This is a genomic window from Rhizobium sp. T1470 (genome assembly GCF_042140505.1).
GTDB lineage: Bacteria > Pseudomonadota > Alphaproteobacteria > Rhizobiales > Rhizobiaceae > Rhizobium > Rhizobium favelukesii.
In genome coordinates, this window is record NZ_CP148091.1 from 2,199,281 (window position 1) to 2,216,734 (window position 17,454).

At 60.4% G+C, this 17,454-nt stretch carries 18 protein-coding genes and 1 pseudogene; 17 read left to right on the plus strand and 2 right to left on the minus strand.

The features are described from left to right. The first annotated feature begins 202 nt into the window (after positions 1-202). From eno to WGT02_RS11160, 14 genes and pseudogenes are all read left to right on the plus strand, one after another. Positions 203-1,477 (plus strand): phosphopyruvate hydratase, encoded by a 1,275-nt coding sequence (eno, locus tag WGT02_RS11095; protein WP_024316968.1) that lies wholly within the window; start codon positions 203-205, stop codon positions 1,475-1,477. Between the two features lie 142 nt (positions 1,478-1,619). After that, on the plus strand, positions 1,620-1,940 hold the full coding sequence (locus WGT02_RS11100; protein WP_072376510.1) for a septum formation initiator family protein: 321 nt from the start codon (positions 1,620-1,622) through the stop codon (positions 1,938-1,940). Between the two features lie 146 nt (positions 1,941-2,086). After that, a complete protein-coding gene (pdhA, locus tag WGT02_RS11105; RefSeq protein WP_024316970.1) occupies positions 2,087-3,133 on the plus strand; it encodes a pyruvate dehydrogenase (acetyl-transferring) E1 component subunit alpha in 1,047 nt (348 codons plus the stop codon). Positions 3,134-3,150: 17 nt separating this feature from the next. After that, positions 3,151-4,524 (plus strand): pyruvate dehydrogenase complex E1 component subunit beta, encoded by a 1,374-nt coding sequence (locus WGT02_RS11110; protein ID WP_208248002.1) that lies wholly within the window; start codon positions 3,151-3,153, stop codon positions 4,522-4,524. An 18-nt stretch (positions 4,525-4,542) separates the two neighbouring features. Next, entirely contained in the window at positions 4,543-5,895 is a 1,353-nt protein-coding gene (locus WGT02_RS11115) for a pyruvate dehydrogenase complex dihydrolipoamide acetyltransferase (protein WP_208247999.1), read from the plus strand. Positions 5,896-5,914: 19 nt separating this feature from the next. Further along, complete coding sequence (locus tag WGT02_RS11120) at positions 5,915-6,556, plus strand: SGNH/GDSL hydrolase family protein (protein WP_024316973.1); 642 nt, start codon at positions 5,915-5,917, stop codon at positions 6,554-6,556. Between the two features lie 2 nt (positions 6,557-6,558). After that, positions 6,559-7,108, plus strand: a pseudogene (locus WGT02_RS11125) (GNAT family N-acetyltransferase). 15 nt (positions 7,109-7,123) lie between these two features. After that, positions 7,124-8,569 (plus strand): dihydrolipoyl dehydrogenase, encoded by a 1,446-nt coding sequence (gene lpdA / locus WGT02_RS11130; RefSeq protein WP_208247997.1) that lies wholly within the window; start codon positions 7,124-7,126, stop codon positions 8,567-8,569. 76 nt (positions 8,570-8,645) lie between these two features. Continuing rightward, positions 8,646-8,900: a GlsB/YeaQ/YmgE family stress response membrane protein gene (locus WGT02_RS11135; RefSeq protein WP_024316975.1), complete on the plus strand. Its 255-nt coding sequence runs from the start codon at positions 8,646-8,648 to the stop codon at positions 8,898-8,900. A gap of 14 nt (positions 8,901-8,914) precedes the next feature. Beyond that, positions 8,915-9,163 (plus strand): GlsB/YeaQ/YmgE family stress response membrane protein, encoded by a 249-nt coding sequence (locus tag WGT02_RS11140; protein ID WP_024316976.1) that lies wholly within the window; start codon positions 8,915-8,917, stop codon positions 9,161-9,163. A gap of 42 nt (positions 9,164-9,205) precedes the next feature. After that, positions 9,206-10,177 carry a lipoyl synthase gene (gene lipA / locus WGT02_RS11145; protein WP_024316977.1) on the plus strand — a complete coding sequence of 324 codons (972 nt, stop codon included), beginning with the start codon at positions 9,206-9,208 and terminating at the stop codon, positions 10,175-10,177. A 61-nt stretch (positions 10,178-10,238) separates the two neighbouring features. Beyond that, complete coding sequence (locus WGT02_RS11150) at positions 10,239-10,811, plus strand: ATPase AAA (RefSeq protein ID WP_024316978.1); 573 nt, start codon at positions 10,239-10,241, stop codon at positions 10,809-10,811. 41 nt (positions 10,812-10,852) lie between these two features. Continuing rightward, entirely contained in the window at positions 10,853-11,422 is a 570-nt protein-coding gene (locus WGT02_RS11155; RefSeq protein ID WP_208247996.1) for an AAA family ATPase, read from the plus strand. A gap of 9 nt (positions 11,423-11,431) precedes the next feature. Continuing rightward, on the plus strand, positions 11,432-11,875 hold the full coding sequence (locus WGT02_RS11160; protein ID WP_024316979.1) for a type II toxin-antitoxin system RatA family toxin: 444 nt from the start codon (positions 11,432-11,434) through the stop codon (positions 11,873-11,875). On the opposite strand, the gene WGT02_RS11165 is transcribed toward WGT02_RS11160, so the two are convergent. Beyond that, positions 11,866-12,366 (minus strand): CinA family protein, encoded by a 501-nt coding sequence (locus WGT02_RS11165; protein WP_024316980.1) that lies wholly within the window; start codon positions 12,364-12,366, stop codon positions 11,866-11,868. The genes WGT02_RS11160 and WGT02_RS11165 overlap by 10 nt on opposite strands. A gap of 1 nt (position 12,367) precedes the next feature. Next, positions 12,368-13,579 (minus strand): bifunctional 2-C-methyl-D-erythritol 4-phosphate cytidylyltransferase/2-C-methyl-D-erythritol 2,4-cyclodiphosphate synthase, encoded by a 1,212-nt coding sequence (locus tag WGT02_RS11170; protein WP_024316981.1) that lies wholly within the window; start codon positions 13,577-13,579, stop codon positions 12,368-12,370. 235 nt (positions 13,580-13,814) lie between these two features. Between WGT02_RS11170 and dusB the strand changes: the two genes are divergently transcribed. The 3 genes from dusB to ntrC are packed head-to-tail and all read left to right on the plus strand — an operon-like array spanning position 13,815 to position 17,340. Further along, positions 13,815-14,741, plus strand: coding sequence for a tRNA dihydrouridine synthase DusB (dusB, locus tag WGT02_RS11175; protein WP_339151150.1), 927 nt, complete (start codon positions 13,815-13,817; stop codon positions 14,739-14,741). After that, positions 14,738-15,892 (plus strand): nitrogen regulation protein NR(II), encoded by a 1,155-nt coding sequence (locus WGT02_RS11180; RefSeq protein ID WP_024316983.1) that lies wholly within the window; start codon positions 14,738-14,740, stop codon positions 15,890-15,892. The genes dusB and WGT02_RS11180 overlap by 4 nt, the downstream gene beginning before the upstream one ends. Beyond that, entirely contained in the window at positions 15,889-17,340 is a 1,452-nt protein-coding gene (gene ntrC / locus WGT02_RS11185; RefSeq protein ID WP_024316984.1) for a nitrogen regulation protein NR(I), read from the plus strand. Before WGT02_RS11180 ends, ntrC begins: the two co-directional genes overlap by 4 nt. Positions 17,341-17,454: the final 114 nt, after the last annotated feature.

Here is a 17,454-nt window from a genome sequence, read left to right on the forward strand (position 1 = left end):
GTGACTTGTTTTTTAAAACCTGTAGTTTCGAAACACTGGAGCAGGGCAGCAGAAAGATGGAGGGGCAAGCCTCTTCAAAAGCCTGACATATTCGCGCGATAGGTCGTGACATGCCGTGTGTCGTCGGTGTGGCATTGTAATTTGCGTGCCTTCGATTAAACAGGCTTCGAACGATTTATCCACCCTCGAGCAGGAAGAGCCGATGACCGCAATTACCGACATTATCGCCCGCGAGATTCTCGACAGCCGTGGTAACCCGACCGTCGAAGTCGATGTCTATCTCGAAGATGGCAGCATGGGCCGCGCGGCGGTGCCGTCGGGCGCTTCGACCGGTGCTCACGAAGCAGTCGAAGTGCGCGATGGCGGCAAGCGCTATCTCGGCAAGGGTGTTGAAAAGGCCGTCGAAGCCGCCAACACGGAGATCTTCGACGCGATCGGTGGTATCGACGCCGAAAACCAGATCCAGATCGACAACATCATGATCGAGCTGGACGGCACGCCGAACAAGGCGCGTCTTGGCGCCAACGCCATCCTCGGCGTCTCGCTCGCCGTTGCCAAGGCGGCAGCACAGGCTTCCGGCCTGCCGCTCTACCGCTACGTCGGCGGCGCCAGCGCCCACCTCCTGCCGGTTCCGATGATGAACATCATCAACGGTGGTGCGCATGCCGACAACCCAATCGACTTCCAGGAATTCATGATCCTGCCGGTCGGCGCCGATTCCATCCGTGAAGCCGTTCGCATGGGCTCGGAAGTCTTCCACGTCCTTAAGAAGGAATTGTCAGCTCAAGGTCACAACACCAACGTCGGCGACGAAGGTGGCTTCGCGCCGGGCTTGAAGAGCGCGCCTGAAGCCCTCGACTTCATCATGAAGTCGATTGAGAAAGCCGGCTACAAGCCGGGCGACGACATCAGCCTCGGCCTTGACTGCGCCTCGACGGAATTCTTTAAGGACGGCAAGTACGTTCTCGAAGGTGAAGGCCGGACGCTGGAATCGGGCGCCATGGCCGAATATCTTGCTCAGCTCGCGGCCCAGTACCCGATCATCTCGATCGAAGACGGCATGGCCGAAGACGATTGGGACGGCTGGAAGGCTCTGACGGATCTGGCTGGGAAGAAGGTTCAGCTGGTCGGCGACGATCTCTTCGTTACCAACTCAGCCCGTCTTCGTGACGGCATCCGCATGGGTGTTGCCAACTCGATCCTCGTCAAGGTCAACCAGATCGGCTCGCTGACGGAAACGCTCGATGCCGTCAACACCGCGCACAAGGCTGCCTACACCGCCGTCATGTCGCACCGTTCGGGCGAAACCGAAGACTCTACGATTGCAGATCTGGCTGTCGCCACGAACTGCGGTCAGATCAAGACTGGCTCGCTGTCGCGCTCGGACCGCCTGGCAAAGTACAACCAGCTGATCCGCATCGAAGAAGGCCTCGGCCCGCAGGCCCGCTATGCCGGCCGTTCGATCATCCGCGGCTAATCGCATCTGATTTTTAACGACTTCGAACCCGCGCCTCAAAAGGCGCGGGTTTTTTCTTGCCCGATTTTTCATAGTCAACGGACAGTTAATCTCTGCCCGGTAGGCTTGAACGCATCGAGGTAATGCGTTCGAGCGTGCGTTTATGTGGACAAAGCATCACAAGAAGAAAAAGATCGGTCGTTTCGTGGTTCCGGCGATGACGATCGCGTTTCTTTCCTACTTCGGCTATCATTGCATTCATGGTGATTACGGTCTGCGGGCAACCGAGGGGTTCGAGCGCCAGCGGATAGCGCGCGAAAGGGAGTTGGCGGTTCTGAAAGGCAAGCGCGAGCACCTCGAAAAGCAGGTCGCGCTGCTGAGCGACGGTTCGATGGACAAGGACATGCTGGACGAGAAAGCGCGTCTTCAGCTGAATGTTTCTCGTGCCGACGAGATCGTGATATTCAATCACTATTCCAATTAACCGAAATTGAGTTAATCTCGATAAATGCTTATTTATCAGTAATTTACTGACGAATACGAGCCATGCATTTATGGCATTGCTGCGGCGAAATTTCTTCCCTATGGTACGCGCCACCAAAGAACCGACAAACCCACAGGGAGGGTTGAATGGCGCCGCGAAAAACCGCGACCGTTTCCAGCCGTAAAACTAGCGCAAAGCCGGCAAACAAGGCATCCAATGGTGGTCCTGTTGCTGATTTTACGCGCGATGAGGAGCTGAAGGCCTATCGCGAGATGCTGCTGATCCGCCGCTTCGAGGAGAAGGCCGGACAGCTCTACGGCATGGGCTTCATTGGCGGTTTCTGTCACCTCTACATCGGCCAGGAAGCTGTGGTCGTCGGTATGCAGATGGCCCAGAAGGAAGGCGATCAGGTTATAACCGCCTATCGCGACCATGGCCACATGCTGGCCACCGGCATGAGCGCGCGCGGCGTCATGGCCGAACTGACCGGACGCCGCAGCGGTTATTCGCGCGGCAAGGGCGGCTCGATGCACATGTTCTCTAAGGAGAAGCATTTTTACGGCGGTCATGGCATCGTCGGTGCCCAGGTCTCGCTCGGAACGGGCCTCGCCTTCGCCAACCGCTACCGCGGCAATGACAGCGTCTCCGTCGCCTATTTCGGTGATGGTGCCGCCAACCAGGGCCAGGTCTACGAGAGCTTCAATATGGCTGCTCTCTGGAAGCTCCCGATCATCTATATCGTCGAAAACAACCGCTACGCCATGGGCACGTCGACTGCGCGCGCTACCGCGCAGTCGAACTACTCGCTCCGTGGCTCCGGTTTCGGCATCCCCGGCGTCCAGGTCGATGGCATGGATGTCCGTGCGGTGAAGGCTGCAGCGGATGAAGCGCTCGAGCATTGCCGTTCGGGCAAGGGGCCGATCATCCTCGAGATGCTCACCTACCGTTACCGCGGCCACTCGATGTCCGACCCGGCGAAGTACCGCACCAAGGAGGAAGTGCAGAAGATGCGCTCCGAGCAGGATCCGATCGAACAGGTGCGTGCGCGCCTACTCGAAAAGGGCTGGGCCTCCGAAGACGATCTGAAGGCGATCGACAAGGACGTCCGCGATGTCGTTGCTGATAGCGCCGACTTCGCCCAGTCCGATCCGGAGCCGGATGCATCCGAGCTCTATACTGACATTCTGCTCTAATCGGGGAGGGACGACCCATGCCAATCGATATTCTCATGCCCGCCCTCTCTCCGACGATGGAAGAAGGCACGCTTTCCAAGTGGCTCAAGCAGGAAGGCGATACCGTCAAGTCAGGTGACGTCATTGCCGAGATCGAAACCGACAAGGCGACGATGGAAGTCGAAGCCGTTGATGAAGGCGTCATCGGTAAGCTGCTGGTGCCGGCCGGTACCGAAAATGTGAAGGTCAACGCCAAGATCGCAGTCCTGCTGCAGGACGGCGAGTCGGCCTCCGATATTTCGGCAGCACCTGCCGCGCCTGCTCCCGCCGCCGCTGCCCCACAGGTGGAAGAAAAGCCGGCTGCTGCTCCTGTTCCAGCCGAGCCGAAGGCAACCGTGCAGAACGATCCGGAAATTCCGGCCGGTACCGAAATGGTCTCGATGACCGTTCGCGAAGCGCTTCGCGATGCCATGGCGGAAGAAATGCGGGCTGACGAGAGCGTTTTCGTCATGGGCGAGGAAGTTGCCGAGTACCAGGGCGCCTACAAGGTCACACAGGGCCTCCTGCAGGAGTTCGGTGCGCGCCGCGTCATCGATACGCCGATCACCGAGCACGGCTTTGCCGGCGTCGGCGTCGGTGCTGCGATGTCTGGCCTGAAGCCGATCGTCGAGTTCATGACCTTCAACTTCGCTATGCAGGCGATCGACCAGATCATCAACTCGGCTGCCAAGACGCTCTACATGTCCGGCGGCCAGATGGGCGCCCCGATCGTGTTCCGCGGCCCGAACGGCGCTGCTGCCCGCGTCGGCGCCCAGCACAGCCAGGATTACTCGGCCTGGTACAGCCAGATCCCGGGCCTCAAGGTCGTCATGCCTTATACAGCATCCGACGCCAAGGGCCTGCTGAAAGCTGCCATCCGCGATCCGAACCCGGTCGTCTTCCTCGAAAACGAAATTCTCTACGGTCAGCATTTCGACGTGCCGAAGATAGATAATTTCGTCCTGCCGATCGGCAAGGCGCGCATTCATCGTCCGGGCAAGGACGTGACGATCGTCTCCTTCGGTATCGGCATGACCTATGCGGTCAAGGCTGTCGCCGAACTCGAAAAGATCGGCATCGACGCCGAACTGATCGACCTGCGCACGCTGCGCCCGATGGATATTCCCACCGTGATCGAATCGGTCAAGAAGACCGGCCGTCTGGTCACTGTCGAGGAAGGCTATCCCCAGAACTCCGTCGGCACCGAAATTGCCACCCGCGTCATGCAGCAGGCCTTCGATTATCTCGACGCGCCGGTTCTGACGGTCGCCGGCAAGGACGTTCCGATGCCTTATGCCGCCAACCTCGAGAAGCTCGCTCTCCCGAATGTTGGTGAAGTCGTCGATGCCGTGAAGGTCGTTTGCTACAAGTAACAAGGGGAGGGTATTTCGATGCCTATCAACATCACGATGCCTGCCCTGTCTCCGACCATGGAAGAGGGCAACCTCGCCAAGTGGCTGGTCAAGGAAGGCGACACGGTCAAGTCGGGTGACGTCATTGCAGAGATCGAGACCGACAAGGCGACGATGGAAGTCGAAGCCGTCGATGAGGGCACCGTTGCCAAGATCGTCGTTCCGGCCGGCACTGAAGGCGTCAAGGTCAATGCCTTGATCGCCGTGCTCGCAGCGGAAGGTGAAGACGTGTCCGCCGCTGCCAGCGGGGCAGGCTCCGCTGCTCTGGCTCCAAAGGTCGATGGCGCGGCAGCGCCGAAGGTTGAAGCCGCACCGGCATCCGCCGCTCAGGCGCCGGCGGCCGCCGCTCCTGCTCCGGTCGTTGCACCCGCAGCCGCTCCGGCAAGTGGCAATCGCGCCTTCTCCTCGCCGCTCGCGCGTCGTCTGGCGAAGGAAGCCGGTATCGATCTGTCTGGCATCGCCGGCTCCGGTCCGCATGGCCGCGTCGTCAAGAGCGACGTGGAAGCCGCTGTCACAGGTGGTGGTGCCAAGGCTGCTGCGGCCGCCGCTGCCACGCAAGCTGCTGCACCGGCTCCGGCTGCTGCACCCAAGGGCGCTTCGGAAGAAGCCGTTCTCAAGCTGTTCGAGCCTGGCTCCTACGAGCTTGTGCCGCATGACGGCATGCGCAAGGTCATCGCCAAGCGCCTCGTCGAATCCAAGCAGACGGTGCCGCACTTCTACGTCACCGTCGATTGCGAGCTCGATGCGGTACTGGCGCTGCGCGCCCAGCTCAACGACGCGGCTCCCCGCAAGGATGGCGGCGCCTCCTACAAGCTGTCCGTCAACGACATGGTCATCAAGGCCATGGCTCTGGCGCTGCGCGATGTTCCGGATGCCAACGTCTCCTGGACCGAGGCCAACATGGTCAAGCACAAGCACGCCGATGTCGGCGTTGCGGTCTCGATCCCGGGCGGTCTGATCACGCCGATCATCCGCAAGGCCGAGGAAAAGACCCTGTCGGTGATCTCCAACGAGATGCGCGACCTTGGCAAGCGTGCAAAGGATCGCAAGCTGAAGCCTGAGGAATATCAGGGCGGCACGACGTCTGTTTCGAACATGGGCATGATGGGCGTGAAGAACTTCGCAGCCGTCATCAACCCGCCGCATGCAACGATCCTTGCCGTCGGCGCTGGCGAGCAGCGTGTCATCGTCCGCAAGGGCGAAATGGTGATCGCAACCGTGATGAGCGTCACGCTTTCGACCGACCATCGCTGCGTCGATGGTGCGCTCGGTGCCGAGCTGTTGCAAGCGTTCAAGGGCTACATCGAAAATCCGATGGGTATGCTCGTCTGAGACCGGAGCGGAGGCGGAAATGACGAAGACCGTTCTTTGCTATGGTGACTCGCTGACCTGGGGTTATGACGCCGATACGATCGGGCGTCATGACTACAAGGATCGCTGGCCAAGTGCGCTCCAGGCGGCACTCGGCAACGAGGTGCGTGTTATCGCCGAAGGATTGAATGGACGGACAACCGCCTTCGACGACCACCTCGCCGACTGCGACCGGAACGGCGCGCGCATCCTGCCGACGATCCTGCAGACGCATGCGCCGCTTGATCTTGTCATTCTGCTTCTCGGCACCAACGACATGAAACCGGTCGTGGCTGGATCGGCTTTTGCCGCCTGCCAGGGCATCGCACGGCTGGTGCGGTTGATCCGCAATCATGCCTGGCCGTTCGAATTCGATGGGCCTGACATTCTGATCGTTGCGCCACCGAAGATTCGCGAGACGGCCAACGTGCCCTTCGCGGCCTCGTTTGTCGGTGGCATCGAGGAATCGACAAAGCTTCCGACGCTCTATCGTGATCTCGCGGACGAACTCGGCTGCGGCTTCTTCGATGGCAATTCGGTGGCGAAGACGACGCCGGTCGATGGCATCCACCTTGACGCTGAAAATACCCGCGCTCTCGGGCGCGGCATGGAATCGACTGTGCGGATGATGCTGGGGCTTTGAGCATGAGATCCTTCGTTTCGCTTCGGCCCGCCGCGCGGGAGGATGCGACGGAGCTGGCGCCTCTCACGGCTTCGCCTCTTGGCTTTCGCTCACGGAGCAAGGAAGCGGCGGTGGCGGCGACACCCCGATGCAGCGCGGACGGCGGAAGCCGCGCGGCGACGATGGGCAAGGCAACTGGCGCGATGCCGTGATTGGCGAGGGAGCCGCGATCGGCTACGGACTAGATGAAGGCATACGCAACATTCCGGCGGATCGCCCGGCGCTGAAACCGGTTATCGATCTGCAGCAGATGGTGATTGGAAGCTGGTTTATCGGAACGCTCGGTGTCCACAGCCATTGCGCGGCATCGGGATCGGTCGAAGGCTTCTGGAGGATCAGATCGAGCGGGCAAAAACCGCGCCGGTCAGTCTGATCACAGCAAGTTACAACCAAGCGGCTCCGTCGCTTTACAAGAACAATGGATTTTCGGAGACGGCGCGCGCTGATGCCGTGGCGTTCTTCGAAAACGGCAGAAAACACGAGTGGGTGCTACTCACCCGCGACGCCCGATAGCAAAGGCAGGAAAACATGGCTGAGAATTACGACGTCATCATCATCGGCTCCGGACCGGGGGGCTACGTCGCCGCCGTGCGCGCCAGCCAGCTGGGCCTCAAGACCGCGATCGTGGAACGCGAGCATCTGGGCGGCATCTGCCTGAACTGGGGCTGCATCCCGACCAAGGCTTTGTTGCGCTCGGCCGAAATTCTCGACCATTCCAACCACCTCAAGGATTACGGCCTCGTGCTGGAAGGCAAGGTCAGCGCCGACGTCAAGGCTGTCGTCGCCCGTTCGCGCGGCGTGTCGGCGCGCCTGAACGGTGGTGTCGGCTTCCTGATGAAGAAGAACAAGGTCGATGTGATCTGGGGCGAAGCCAAGATCACCAAACCCGGCGAAATCGTCGTCGGCAAGTCTTCCAAGCCTGTCGTCGAGCCGCAGAACCCGGTGCCGAAGAACGTCAAGGGCGAGGGCACCTACACCGCCAAGCACATCATCGTTGCGACTGGTGCCCGTCCGCGCGCGCTGCCTGGCATCGAGCCGGACGGCAAGCGGATCTGGACCTATTTCGAAGCGCTGAAGCCGGATGTGCTGCCGAAGTCGCTGATCGTTATGGGCTCGGGCGCCATCGGAATCGAATTCGCAAGCTTCTACCGCTCCATGGGCGTCGATGTGACTGTTGTCGAAGTCATGCCGACGATTATGCCGGTCGAAGATGCGGAAGTCACCACGATCGCCCGCAAGCAGCTGGAAAAACGCGGCCTGAAAATCTTCACGAGCGCCAAGGTCGCGAAGGTCGAAAAGTCCGCCAACAGCGTCACCGCGCATGTCGAGACGTCGGACGGCAAGGTGCAGCAGATTACGGCTGATCGGATGATCTCGGCCGTCGGCGTTCAGGGCAACATCGAAAACCTCGGGTTGGAGGCAGTCGGCGTCAAGACGGATCGCAGCTGCATCGTGATCGACGGCTACGGCAAGACCAACGTGGCAGGCATCTATGCGATCGGCGACGTTGCCGGTCCACCGATGCTCGCCCACAAGGCTGAGCACGAGGGCGTCGTCTGCGTCGAGAAGATCGCGGGTCTGCCGAACGTTCACGCCACCGACAAGAACAAGGTCCCGGGCTGCACCTACTGCAACCCGCAGGTCGCCTCGGTAGGCCTCACTGAAGCCAAGGCCAAGGAGCAGGGCCGCGACATCCGTGTCGGCCGGTTCTCCTTTGCGGCCAACGGCAAGGCGATCGCGCTCGGAGAAGACCAGGGTCTCTGCAAGGTGATCTTCGACAAGAAGACCGGCGAGCTGCTCGGCGCCCACATGGTCGGCGCCGAAGTGACCGAGCTCATCCAGGGCTTTGTCGTCGCGATGAACCTCGAGACGACCGAGGAAGAACTGATGCACACGATCTTCCCGCATCCGACCGTTTCCGAAACGATGAAGGAAGCAGTCCTCGATGCCTATGGTCGTGTTCTGAACGCTTGATAGTTTCCGTCGCCGCCCTCTATCTCGGGGTGGCAAATCCATCCCCATGGGGTGGAAAAAACAAAAGGAAATCATCATGTCTATGGGTACGCAGGCACTGCTCATCTTTCTGCTCATCGGTCTGCTTGCGGGCTTCCTCGCAAGCCTGGTCGTCGGTGGAGGTGGATTGATACGATGCCTGCTGAGCGGCATCATCGGCGCGTTTGTTGGAGGCTTTCTCTTCAACGCGCTCGGAATATCGCTCGGGATCGATAATGCGCTTGTGGTGCAGATCATTCACGCAACGGTCGGGGCCATCATCGTGGTGCTGATCGCGAGGGCGATAGCGTAAGGGCTAGGGGCAGGATGGAAGGCGTAGGCTGGATTGCGGCAATCATCATCGGCGGTTTTGCAGGCTGGCTCGCGGGCAAGCTGATGGAGGCGCGCTACGGGATATTGCTCAACATCGTGCTCGGGATTGTCGGCTCCGTGATCGCAACTGCGATTTTGGCGCAATTTCATATAGAGGTGGCTGGCGGCAGGCTCGGCTACTTCGTCACGGGTTTTCTTGGTGCCTGCTTGCTGATATTCGTCGCGCGGCTCGTCCGCCGATAGATAGGGCTTTTGCCGCATGGAGCGGCGGAGATTTGAACTACGATGGTAACCATTCTCGACACGATCAATCCCGACGCCAAGCGCGTGCGGCATCCGGAAAAGGCACATCGGCCCGATCAGGAAGTCCTGCGCAAGCCGGACTGGATTCGCGTCAAAGCACCAACCTCCAAGGGCTACGCGGAGACACGCTCGATCGTGAAGGAGCATAAGCTCGTCACCGTTTGCGAAGAGGCTGGATGCCCTAATATCGGCGAATGCTGGGACAAGAAGCACGCGACCTTCATGATCATGGGCGAGATCTGTACCCGCGCTTGCGCCTTCTGCAACGTTGCGACCGGCAAGCCGAACGCGCTCGATATGGCCGAGCCGGAGAACGTTGCCAAGGCGGTGAAGGAGATGGGGCTCTCCCACGTCGTCATCACCTCCGTCGACCGTGATGATCTGGCCGATGGTGGCGCCGAGCACTTCGAGAAGGTAATTTGGGCGATCCGCGCTGCGTCACCGTCGACGACCATCGAAATCCTGACGCCTGACTTCCTCAAGAAGCCGGGCGCGCTGGAGCGCGTGGTCGCCGCCAAGCCCGACGTCTTCAATCACAACATGGAAACCGTGGCCGGCAACTATCTGACGGTTCGTCCGGGCGCACGCTACTTCCACTCCATCCGCCTGCTGCAGCGCGTGAAGGAACTGGACCCAACCATGTTCACCAAATCGGGCATCATGGTCGGGCTCGGTGAGGAGCGCAACGAAGTGCTGCAGCTGATGGACGACCTGCGTACAGCAGACGTCGACTTCCTGACGATCGGCCAGTACCTGCAGCCAACCCGCAAGCACCACGCGGTTATGAGCTTCGTCACCCCTGACGAATTCAAGTCCTATGAGACGGTTGCCTACACCAAGGGCTTCTTGATGGTGGCCTCCAGCCCGCTGACGCGCTCGTCACACCATGCCGGCGAGGATTTTGCTCGCCTGAAGGCCGCACGCGAGAAGAAGTTGCTGATCCCCGCCGAGTAAGAGCGGTTGTTCCTAATCTGAAGTTGTGTATGTTGCGCGGCTCCCAGTCTCGGAGCCGCATATGCCGAACGACATCACCGCGATCGAGGATGCTGCCGAAGTACTTGGTGCGGCGCGCAGGATCGTTGTTTTCGGCTGCTCCGGTGGTGGCAAGAGCACTTTTTCCCAGAAACTCGCGCGGGTCATTGGCGTCCGCTACGTGTCCATGGATCGCGAGGTCTTCTGGCTGCCGGGTTGGATGTCACGCGCGAGGTCTGAGCAAAGGCAACTGATCGCTCAGATCGTCGCCGAGAACCACTGGATTATCGACGGCAACAATCCGAGCTCACTCGACCTTCGATTGCCGCGCGCCGATCTGGTCGTCTGGGTGCGGATGCCACGCTGGCTGTGCGTTTGGAGTATCGTCAAACGCGGGTTCATGGACCGCGGAAAGACCCGCCCCGACATGGCCCCGGGTTGCCTTGAGCAGATGCCGGATTGGCAATTCATTTCCTATGTCTGGAACTTCGAGCGGGATGACGTACCGGAATTTATGGAGGGCATTCGTCGGCACGGCGCATCGGTTCCTGTTGTCCAGCTGAAAAGCCGAGCAGACATGGGGCGCCTGCTGCATCGCCTCGATCCAGTAGACTGAGCGACCTCTTCAATTCGACACCTGTCTGCAGGGATGGAAACATGCCAAATTTCATTACCGATTTTGCGCACGCGGCCGAATTGTTGCTTCACTCGAAGCGTGTTCTGGTCGTCGGATGCTCCGGTGGCGGGAAGACAACGCTATCGCGCAAGCTCGCGCAGCAGCTCGGCATACGCCATATTTCGATGGACCGTGAGTTCTATTGGTTGCCTGGCTGGGTGAAGCGGCCGAAAACTGAGGAGCGGGACTTGATCGCGGTTGCGGTTGCGTCCGAACGGTGGCTGATGGACGGAACGGGATCATCAACCTTCGATCTCCGTCTACCGCGAACAGAATTCGTCCTATGGGTGCGATTGCCACGCTGGCGCTGCGTTCTTGGTGTCACCGGTAGGTGGCTGCGATGGCGGGGAAGGGCGCGACCTGAAATGGCGGCGGGCTGCCCCGAAAAGCTCGATCTCGAATTTCTGAGCTTCATCTGGAATTTCGAGCGTCGGTTTGTGCCACATATTGTTGCAGGAATCGATCGGTTCTGTCCCGACGTGCCCGTCCTTCAGTTGAAATCGCATCAGGAAATGCGCCGCCTTCTTGATCTTCTCGGCGCTCCCACTTAACTGCCGATCATGCCTCAGTTCGAAACGCATCGCCCCGTCCCGCATTCCGCCGATCAAATGTTCGACCTCGTCGCCGATGTCGAGCACTACCCACAATTCCTACCACTCTGTGAGGCGCTCAGTATTCGCAGCCGCAAGGAGCGTGACGGCAAGGTGCTGCTGATCGCTGATATGACCGTAGGTTACAAGGCGATCCGCGAAACCTTCACGACGCAGGTGCTGTTGAACCGGGCCGAACGCCTTATCGAGGTGAAGTATATCGATGGGCCATTCCGCTATCTCGACAATCGCTGGCGCTTCGAGGAGACGGCAACGGGCTGCAACGTCCACTTCTTCATCGACTACGAGTTCAAGAGCCGCATCCTGGGGGCAGTCATGGGCTCGATGTTTGACCGCGCCTTCCGCATGTTCTCCGAAGCCTTTGAAACGCGGGCGACCAAGATCTACAGCTGAGCCAGTTCCTGGATCATGCCAAATGCGGTCCTGACGGTCGCAAGGCGCACCTGGTCGCGACCGATATCGCCATAGTGCATCTTCCGATGAGTGAGGCCGCCGGCGCGTGACTTGGCAGCGAGATGGACGAGGCCGACCGGCTTTTGCGCCGACCCGCCGCCGGGGCCGGCAATGCCCGTCACGGCAACGGCGATGGCCGCGCGGGAGCGGAAGAGGGCGCCGTGCACCATCTGCCGCGCCGTCTCTTCCGACACAGCACCGAAGCGGATCAGCGTTTCCTCCTGCACGCCAAGCATCTCCATCTTGGCGGTGTTGGTATAGGTGACGAAGCCTCTGTCCACGACCGAAGAAGACCCCGAGATCTCGGTCAGTGCGCCGGCAATCAACCCACCGGTGCAGGATTCTGCCGTCGAGACCATCAGCCCCGCAGCAGTGAAGTCGCGAATGATGGCTTCGGCTTGTGCGACGATATCGGCCGGGAAGATACTCATCTCAGGTTTCCCTATAGACGACGGTTGCCGTGGCGATCGCGGCAATGCCCTCGCGGCGGCCGACGAAACCGATCGTCTCGTTCGTCGTCGCCTTGACCGAGCAGCGATCGATGGAAATGCCGAGAAATTCCGAAAGCTTGGCGCGCATCGCGTCACGGTGCGGCCCGACTTTCGGCGCTTCGGCGATCAGCGAGACGTCGGCATTCATGATCGTGCCGCCGCGCTCACGCACGATCTTCGCCGCATGTTCGATGAAGATGCGCGAGGGTGCACCCTTCCATTGCGGATCCGATGGCGGAAAATGGTCGCCGATGTCGCCGGCGCCACAGGTCGCAAGCAGCGCGTCCGTCAGCGCATGCAACGCCACGTCAGCGTCAGAGTGGCCCTTGAGTTTCTGATCGTGGGGAATGAAAACGCCGCAAAGCGTCACGCCATCGCCGGGCTCTAGCTGGTGAACATCGTAGCCGTTGCCCGTGCGCACATCGGGGAGTGCCTGACCGGAAAGTCTGCTGTCTGCCATCGCAATGTCTCGTTTGACCGTCAGTTTCACATTGTCCGCTAGCCCCTCGACGATCCGTACCGGTATACCGGCCCATTCGGCAATGGCCGCGTCATCGGTAAAGTCCGTCAGGTTTGCGGAGGCTGCCTTCTCGTGGGCGGCCAAGATAGGTTCGAAGGCAAACGACTGCGGCGTCTGCGCTGCATAAAGCTGTGTGCGGGGCACTGTATCGAGAACTGTTCCGTCGAGGTCGGCTCGCTTCAGCGTATCGGCTACAGGCATAGCCGGGAGAATTGCCGGCACGCCTTCCGAGAGGAGGCTGGCGATGCGATCGAGAAGGGTGTGGTCGAAGAAGGGCCGCACAGCGTCATGGATCAGAACATGTGTGAGGTTCTTGCTGCGCAAATGGTGCAGTCCCGCAAGAACGGATTGCTGGCGCGTCGAGCCGCCGTGGACCGCATCGATCGGCGCGCCCGACTGGACCTGACTGGCTGCCTTGGCAAACAGGACCTCGTCATCGGGGTGAATGACCACGACGATGTGGCGGGAAAGCTCCCAACTGGCGAATTTCTCCAATGTGTGAGCGATCACCGGCTTGCCGCCAATGGTCCGATATTGCTTGGGGCCCTCTTCGGATGCGCCTGCGCGTTCGCCACGCCCGGCGGCTACGACGACAATACCTATTGCTGGTTGCTTTTGATGCATTTGCGGCATAAATCCTCAAAACGCGATTTTGCACCGGTGCTTAGCGGCTTGGCGCATCGAATTCCAGCATTTGCCCTAAAAATGTCAATTCGCGCACTGCCCTCTTGGCAAGCCATTTAAACCTGTCTAAAAATAGTGCACGCATTCTGCGTGCCTGAAAGATAATCAATTGCTGAACTTTGACCTCGCATCACCTTTGCGGATCGGACCTGTGGAAGTCAGGAACCGCGTTGTTCTGGCACCCATGTCCGGCGTGACGGACATGCCGTTCCGGCAACTGGCGTGGCGCCATGGCGCCGGGCTTGTGGTCACCGAAATGGTTGCGAGCCGTGAGCTCGTCAACAGCACCGCCGAATCATGGGCGCGCCTTGAGAGTGCGGGCTTTGAGCCGCACATGGTGCAACTGGCTGGCCGCGAAGCGCATTGGATGGCCGAGGCTGCGAAGATCGCGGCCGACCATGGCGCTGATATCATCGACATCAACATGGGGTGTCCGGCCAAGAAGGTGATAGGCGGTTATTCCGGCTCCGCCTTGATGCGCGATCCTGATCACGCCCTGAGCCTCATTGAGGCGACAGTCAAGGCGGTGAGCGTTCCCGTGACCCTGAAGATGCGGCTCGGTTGGGACGAGAATTCCATCAACGCGCCCGAGATTGCGCACCGCGCGGAGGAGGCAGGCGTCCAGTTGATTACGATCCACGGCCGTACGCGCATGCAGTTTTATGAAGGCCGGGCTGACTGGGACGCAATCCGGGCGGTACGCGATGCCATCGCCGTTCCCCTGGTTGCAAACGGCGATGTTGAAACCGTCGAAGATGCGCACGCGATTCTGCGGCGCTCAGGAGCCGATGCCGTCATGATCGGCAGAGGGTGTCAGGGAAGGCCATGGCACGCCGGTGTATTGGCCGGTTACGCGGCGCCTGACGCATGGGAAATCCCCGACATTGCCGCTGAACACTACCGTATGATGCTTGCGTTCTATGGCGAAGCGGTCGCCGTCCGCCATGCACGGAAGCACCTCGGTTGGTATCTCGATCGCTTCGCGCCTGATGTCGCAGCCCAGGAGAAGGCTGCAATCATGACGGCACGCGAGCCTGAAGAGGTTACCGCACGGTTTTATGATGCATTGATGGCTGCGGCATCGAACACGCAGACCCGGGAGGCTGCATGACGAATGACGTGCCATCGTCGGTCGACAACGGAGGCAGCGCCGTTGCCACTGCTGTGCTCAACGCGATCCAGAATCCCGTCGTAATGGTCAACGAGGCCGGCCTCGTCGCTTTCGCCAATTGGGAAGCGGAGGCCTTCTTTGGTGCCAGCGCCGCCCACCTTGCCCGCTACAAGATCTCGACCTTCATTCCGTTTGGCAGTCCGCTACTGGCCTTGATCGATCAGGTTCGCGAACGGCGGGCGCCGATCAACGAGTATCGTGTCGACTTGAGCTCGCCGCGCCTCGGACAGGACAAGCTCGTCGATTTATACGTTGCCCCGGTTGTGAGCGATCCGGGCTCGGTGGTGATCGTCTTCCAGGAGCGGTCGATGGCGGACAAGATCGATCGCCAGCTGACGCATCGTGCGGCCGCTCGCTCGGTCACCGGCCTTGCCTCCATGCTGGCGCATGAGATCAAGAATCCGCTTTCCGGCATTCGCGGTGCAGCACAGCTGTTGGAGCAATCGGTCGTCGATGACGACCGCGCATTGACGCGGCTGATCTGCGACGAAACCGACCGCATCGTCTCGCTCGTGGACCGCATGGAGGTCTTCTCAGACGAGCGGCCGGTTGATCGGATGCCCGTCAATATCCACTCGGTTCTCGATCACGTGAAGGCTGTGGCGAAGGCGGGCTTTGCGCGCCACCTGCGCATCACCGAGAACTACGACCCCTCATTGCCGTCCGTCTATGCAAACCGCGATCAGCTTGTTCAGGTGTTCCTCAACCTCGTGAAGAATGCCGCCGAAGCGGTAGGCGATCGCCCGGATGGCGAAATCGTTCTGACGACGGCTTACCGCTCGGGCATTCGTCTATCCGTCGCCGGTACGCGCGAAAAGATTTCGCTGCCGCTCGAATTTTGTGTTCAGGATAATGGCCCTGGCGTGCCGGCCGACTTGCTGCCGCATCTGTTTGATCCGTTCATTACGACAAAGACGAACGGCAGCGGCCTCGGCCTGGCGCTCGTCGCCAAGATTATCGGCGACCATGGCGGCATCATCGAATGCGACAGCCAAAACAGCCGCACCACATTCCGCGTCTTGATGCCGGCCTCCAAGGACGCATCGCTGGAAGACGCAACGACCATAACTCCCACAGGACTTACTCGATGACAGCAACGATCCTCGTCGCGGATGATGATGCGGCAATTCGTACCGTGCTTAATCAGGCTCTGAGCCGCGCCGGCTATGACGTGCGAATTACCTCCAACGCCGCCACGCTCTGGCGCTGGGTTTCGGCGGGCGAGGGCGATCTAGTCGTAACCGATGTCGTGATGCCGGACGAGAACGCCTTCGATCTGTTGCCGCGGATCAAGAAAGCGCGCCCGGATCTGCCCGTGCTCGTCATGAGCGCCCAGAACACCTTCATGACGGCGATCAAGGCTTCCGAGAAGGGCGCCTACGATTATCTGCCGAAGCCGTTCGACCTGACGGAACTGATCGGCATCATTGGTCGCGCGCTCGCCGAGCCGAAGCGCAGACCTGCCAAGCTTGACGAGGATATGCAGGACGGAATGCCGCTCGTCGGCCGTTCGGCAGCGATGCAGGAAATTTACCGCGTCCTTGCACGCTTGATGCAGACGGATCTGACCCTGATGATCACCGGCGAGTCGGGCACCGGCAAGGAACTCGTGGCGCGGGCGCTGCACGACTACGGCAAGCGTCGCAACGGGCCGTTCGTTGCCATCAACATGGCGGCGATCCCGCGCGACCTGATCGAATCCGAGCTTTTCGGCCACGAGAAGGGTGCATTCACGGGCGCCCAGACGCGCTCGACCGGGCGTTTCGAGCAGGCCGAAGGCGGCACGCTGTTCCTCGATGAAATCGGCGATATGCCGATGGATGCCCAGACGCGCCTCCTGCGCGTGCTGCAGCAGGGCGAATACACCACCGTCGGCGGTCGCACGCCGATCCGCACCGACGTTCGGATCGTCGCCGCGACCAACAAGGACCTGAAGCAGGCGATCAATCAGGGGCTCTTCCGCGAGGACCTGTACTATCGCCTGAATGTCGTTCCGCTGCGTCTGCCGCCTCTGCGCGACCGCGCAGAGGATATTCCGGATCTCGTGCGCCACTTCATCCAGCAGGCGGAAAAGGAAGGGCTCGGCTCCAAGCGCTTCGATCAGGAAGCGCTCGATCTGATGAAAGCCTACGCCTGGCCGGGGAACGTGCGCGAACTGGAGAACCTCATTCGCCGGCTGATGGCACTTTATCCACAGGATGTGATCACGCGCGAAATCATCGAAGCTGAGCTTCGGTCCGATGTTCCAGACAGTCCCATCGACAAGGGTCCGATCCGCACTGGCAATATGACGATCGCCCAGGCTGTCGAGGAAAACATGCGGACGTACTTCGCCGGTTTCGGCGATGGCCTGCCACCGCCGGGGCTTTACGACCGTGTGCTGACGGAAATGGAGTATCCGCTGATACTTGCCGCCCTTACGGCCACGCGCGGTAACCAGATAAAGGCAGCCGATCTTTTGGGTCTGAACCGCAATACGCTGCGCAAGAAGATCAGAGAGCTCGGCGTATCGGTGTACAGAAGCTCCCGCACTGCTTGACAATGTGACTGCCGACGTTGCATTTTCGCCACAATGCGTTGCTTAGAAGTCACGCATGGGGTTCGGGTTTTCGCAGCTGCCCAAAAGCGCAACGGCACTTGTCGTTGCGTCGTG

Coding starts and splice junctions, on each gene's coding strand:
- WGT02_RS11115 (WP_208247999.1), top strand. CDS start 4,543: ATGCCTATCAACATCACGATGCCTGCCCTGTCTCCGACCATGGAAGAG.
- lpdA (WP_208247997.1), top strand. CDS start 7,124: ATGGCTGAGAATTACGACGTCATCATCATCGGCTCCGGACCGGGGGGC.
- WGT02_RS11135 (WP_024316975.1), top strand. CDS start 8,646: ATGTCTATGGGTACGCAGGCACTGCTCATCTTTCTGCTCATCGGTCTG.
- dusB (WP_339151150.1), top strand. CDS start 13,815: ATGTCCGGCGTGACGGACATGCCGTTCCGGCAACTGGCGTGGCGCCAT.
- WGT02_RS11150 (WP_024316978.1), top strand. CDS start 10,239: ATGCCGAACGACATCACCGCGATCGAGGATGCTGCCGAAGTACTTGGT.
- WGT02_RS11155 (WP_208247996.1), top strand. CDS start 10,853: ATGCCAAATTTCATTACCGATTTTGCGCACGCGGCCGAATTGTTGCTT.
- ntrC (WP_024316984.1), top strand. CDS start 15,889: ATGACAGCAACGATCCTCGTCGCGGATGATGATGCGGCAATTCGTACC.
- WGT02_RS11180 (WP_024316983.1), top strand. CDS start 14,738: ATGACGAATGACGTGCCATCGTCGGTCGACAACGGAGGCAGCGCCGTT.
- lipA (WP_024316977.1), top strand. CDS start 9,206: ATGGTAACCATTCTCGACACGATCAATCCCGACGCCAAGCGCGTGCGG.
- pdhA (WP_024316970.1), top strand. CDS start 2,087: ATGGCGCCGCGAAAAACCGCGACCGTTTCCAGCCGTAAAACTAGCGCA.
- WGT02_RS11170 (WP_024316981.1), bottom strand. CDS start 13,579: ATGCCGCAAATGCATCAAAAGCAACCAGCAATAGGTATTGTCGTCGTA.
- WGT02_RS11140 (WP_024316976.1), top strand. CDS start 8,915: ATGGAAGGCGTAGGCTGGATTGCGGCAATCATCATCGGCGGTTTTGCA.
- WGT02_RS11160 (WP_024316979.1), top strand. CDS start 11,432: ATGCCTCAGTTCGAAACGCATCGCCCCGTCCCGCATTCCGCCGATCAA.
- eno (WP_024316968.1), top strand. CDS start 203: ATGACCGCAATTACCGACATTATCGCCCGCGAGATTCTCGACAGCCGT.
- WGT02_RS11165 (WP_024316980.1), bottom strand. CDS start 12,366: ATGAGTATCTTCCCGGCCGATATCGTCGCACAAGCCGAAGCCATCATT.
- WGT02_RS11120 (WP_024316973.1), top strand. CDS start 5,915: ATGACGAAGACCGTTCTTTGCTATGGTGACTCGCTGACCTGGGGTTAT.
- WGT02_RS11100 (WP_072376510.1), top strand. CDS start 1,620: ATGTGGACAAAGCATCACAAGAAGAAAAAGATCGGTCGTTTCGTGGTT.
- WGT02_RS11110 (WP_208248002.1), top strand. CDS start 3,151: ATGCCAATCGATATTCTCATGCCCGCCCTCTCTCCGACGATGGAAGAA.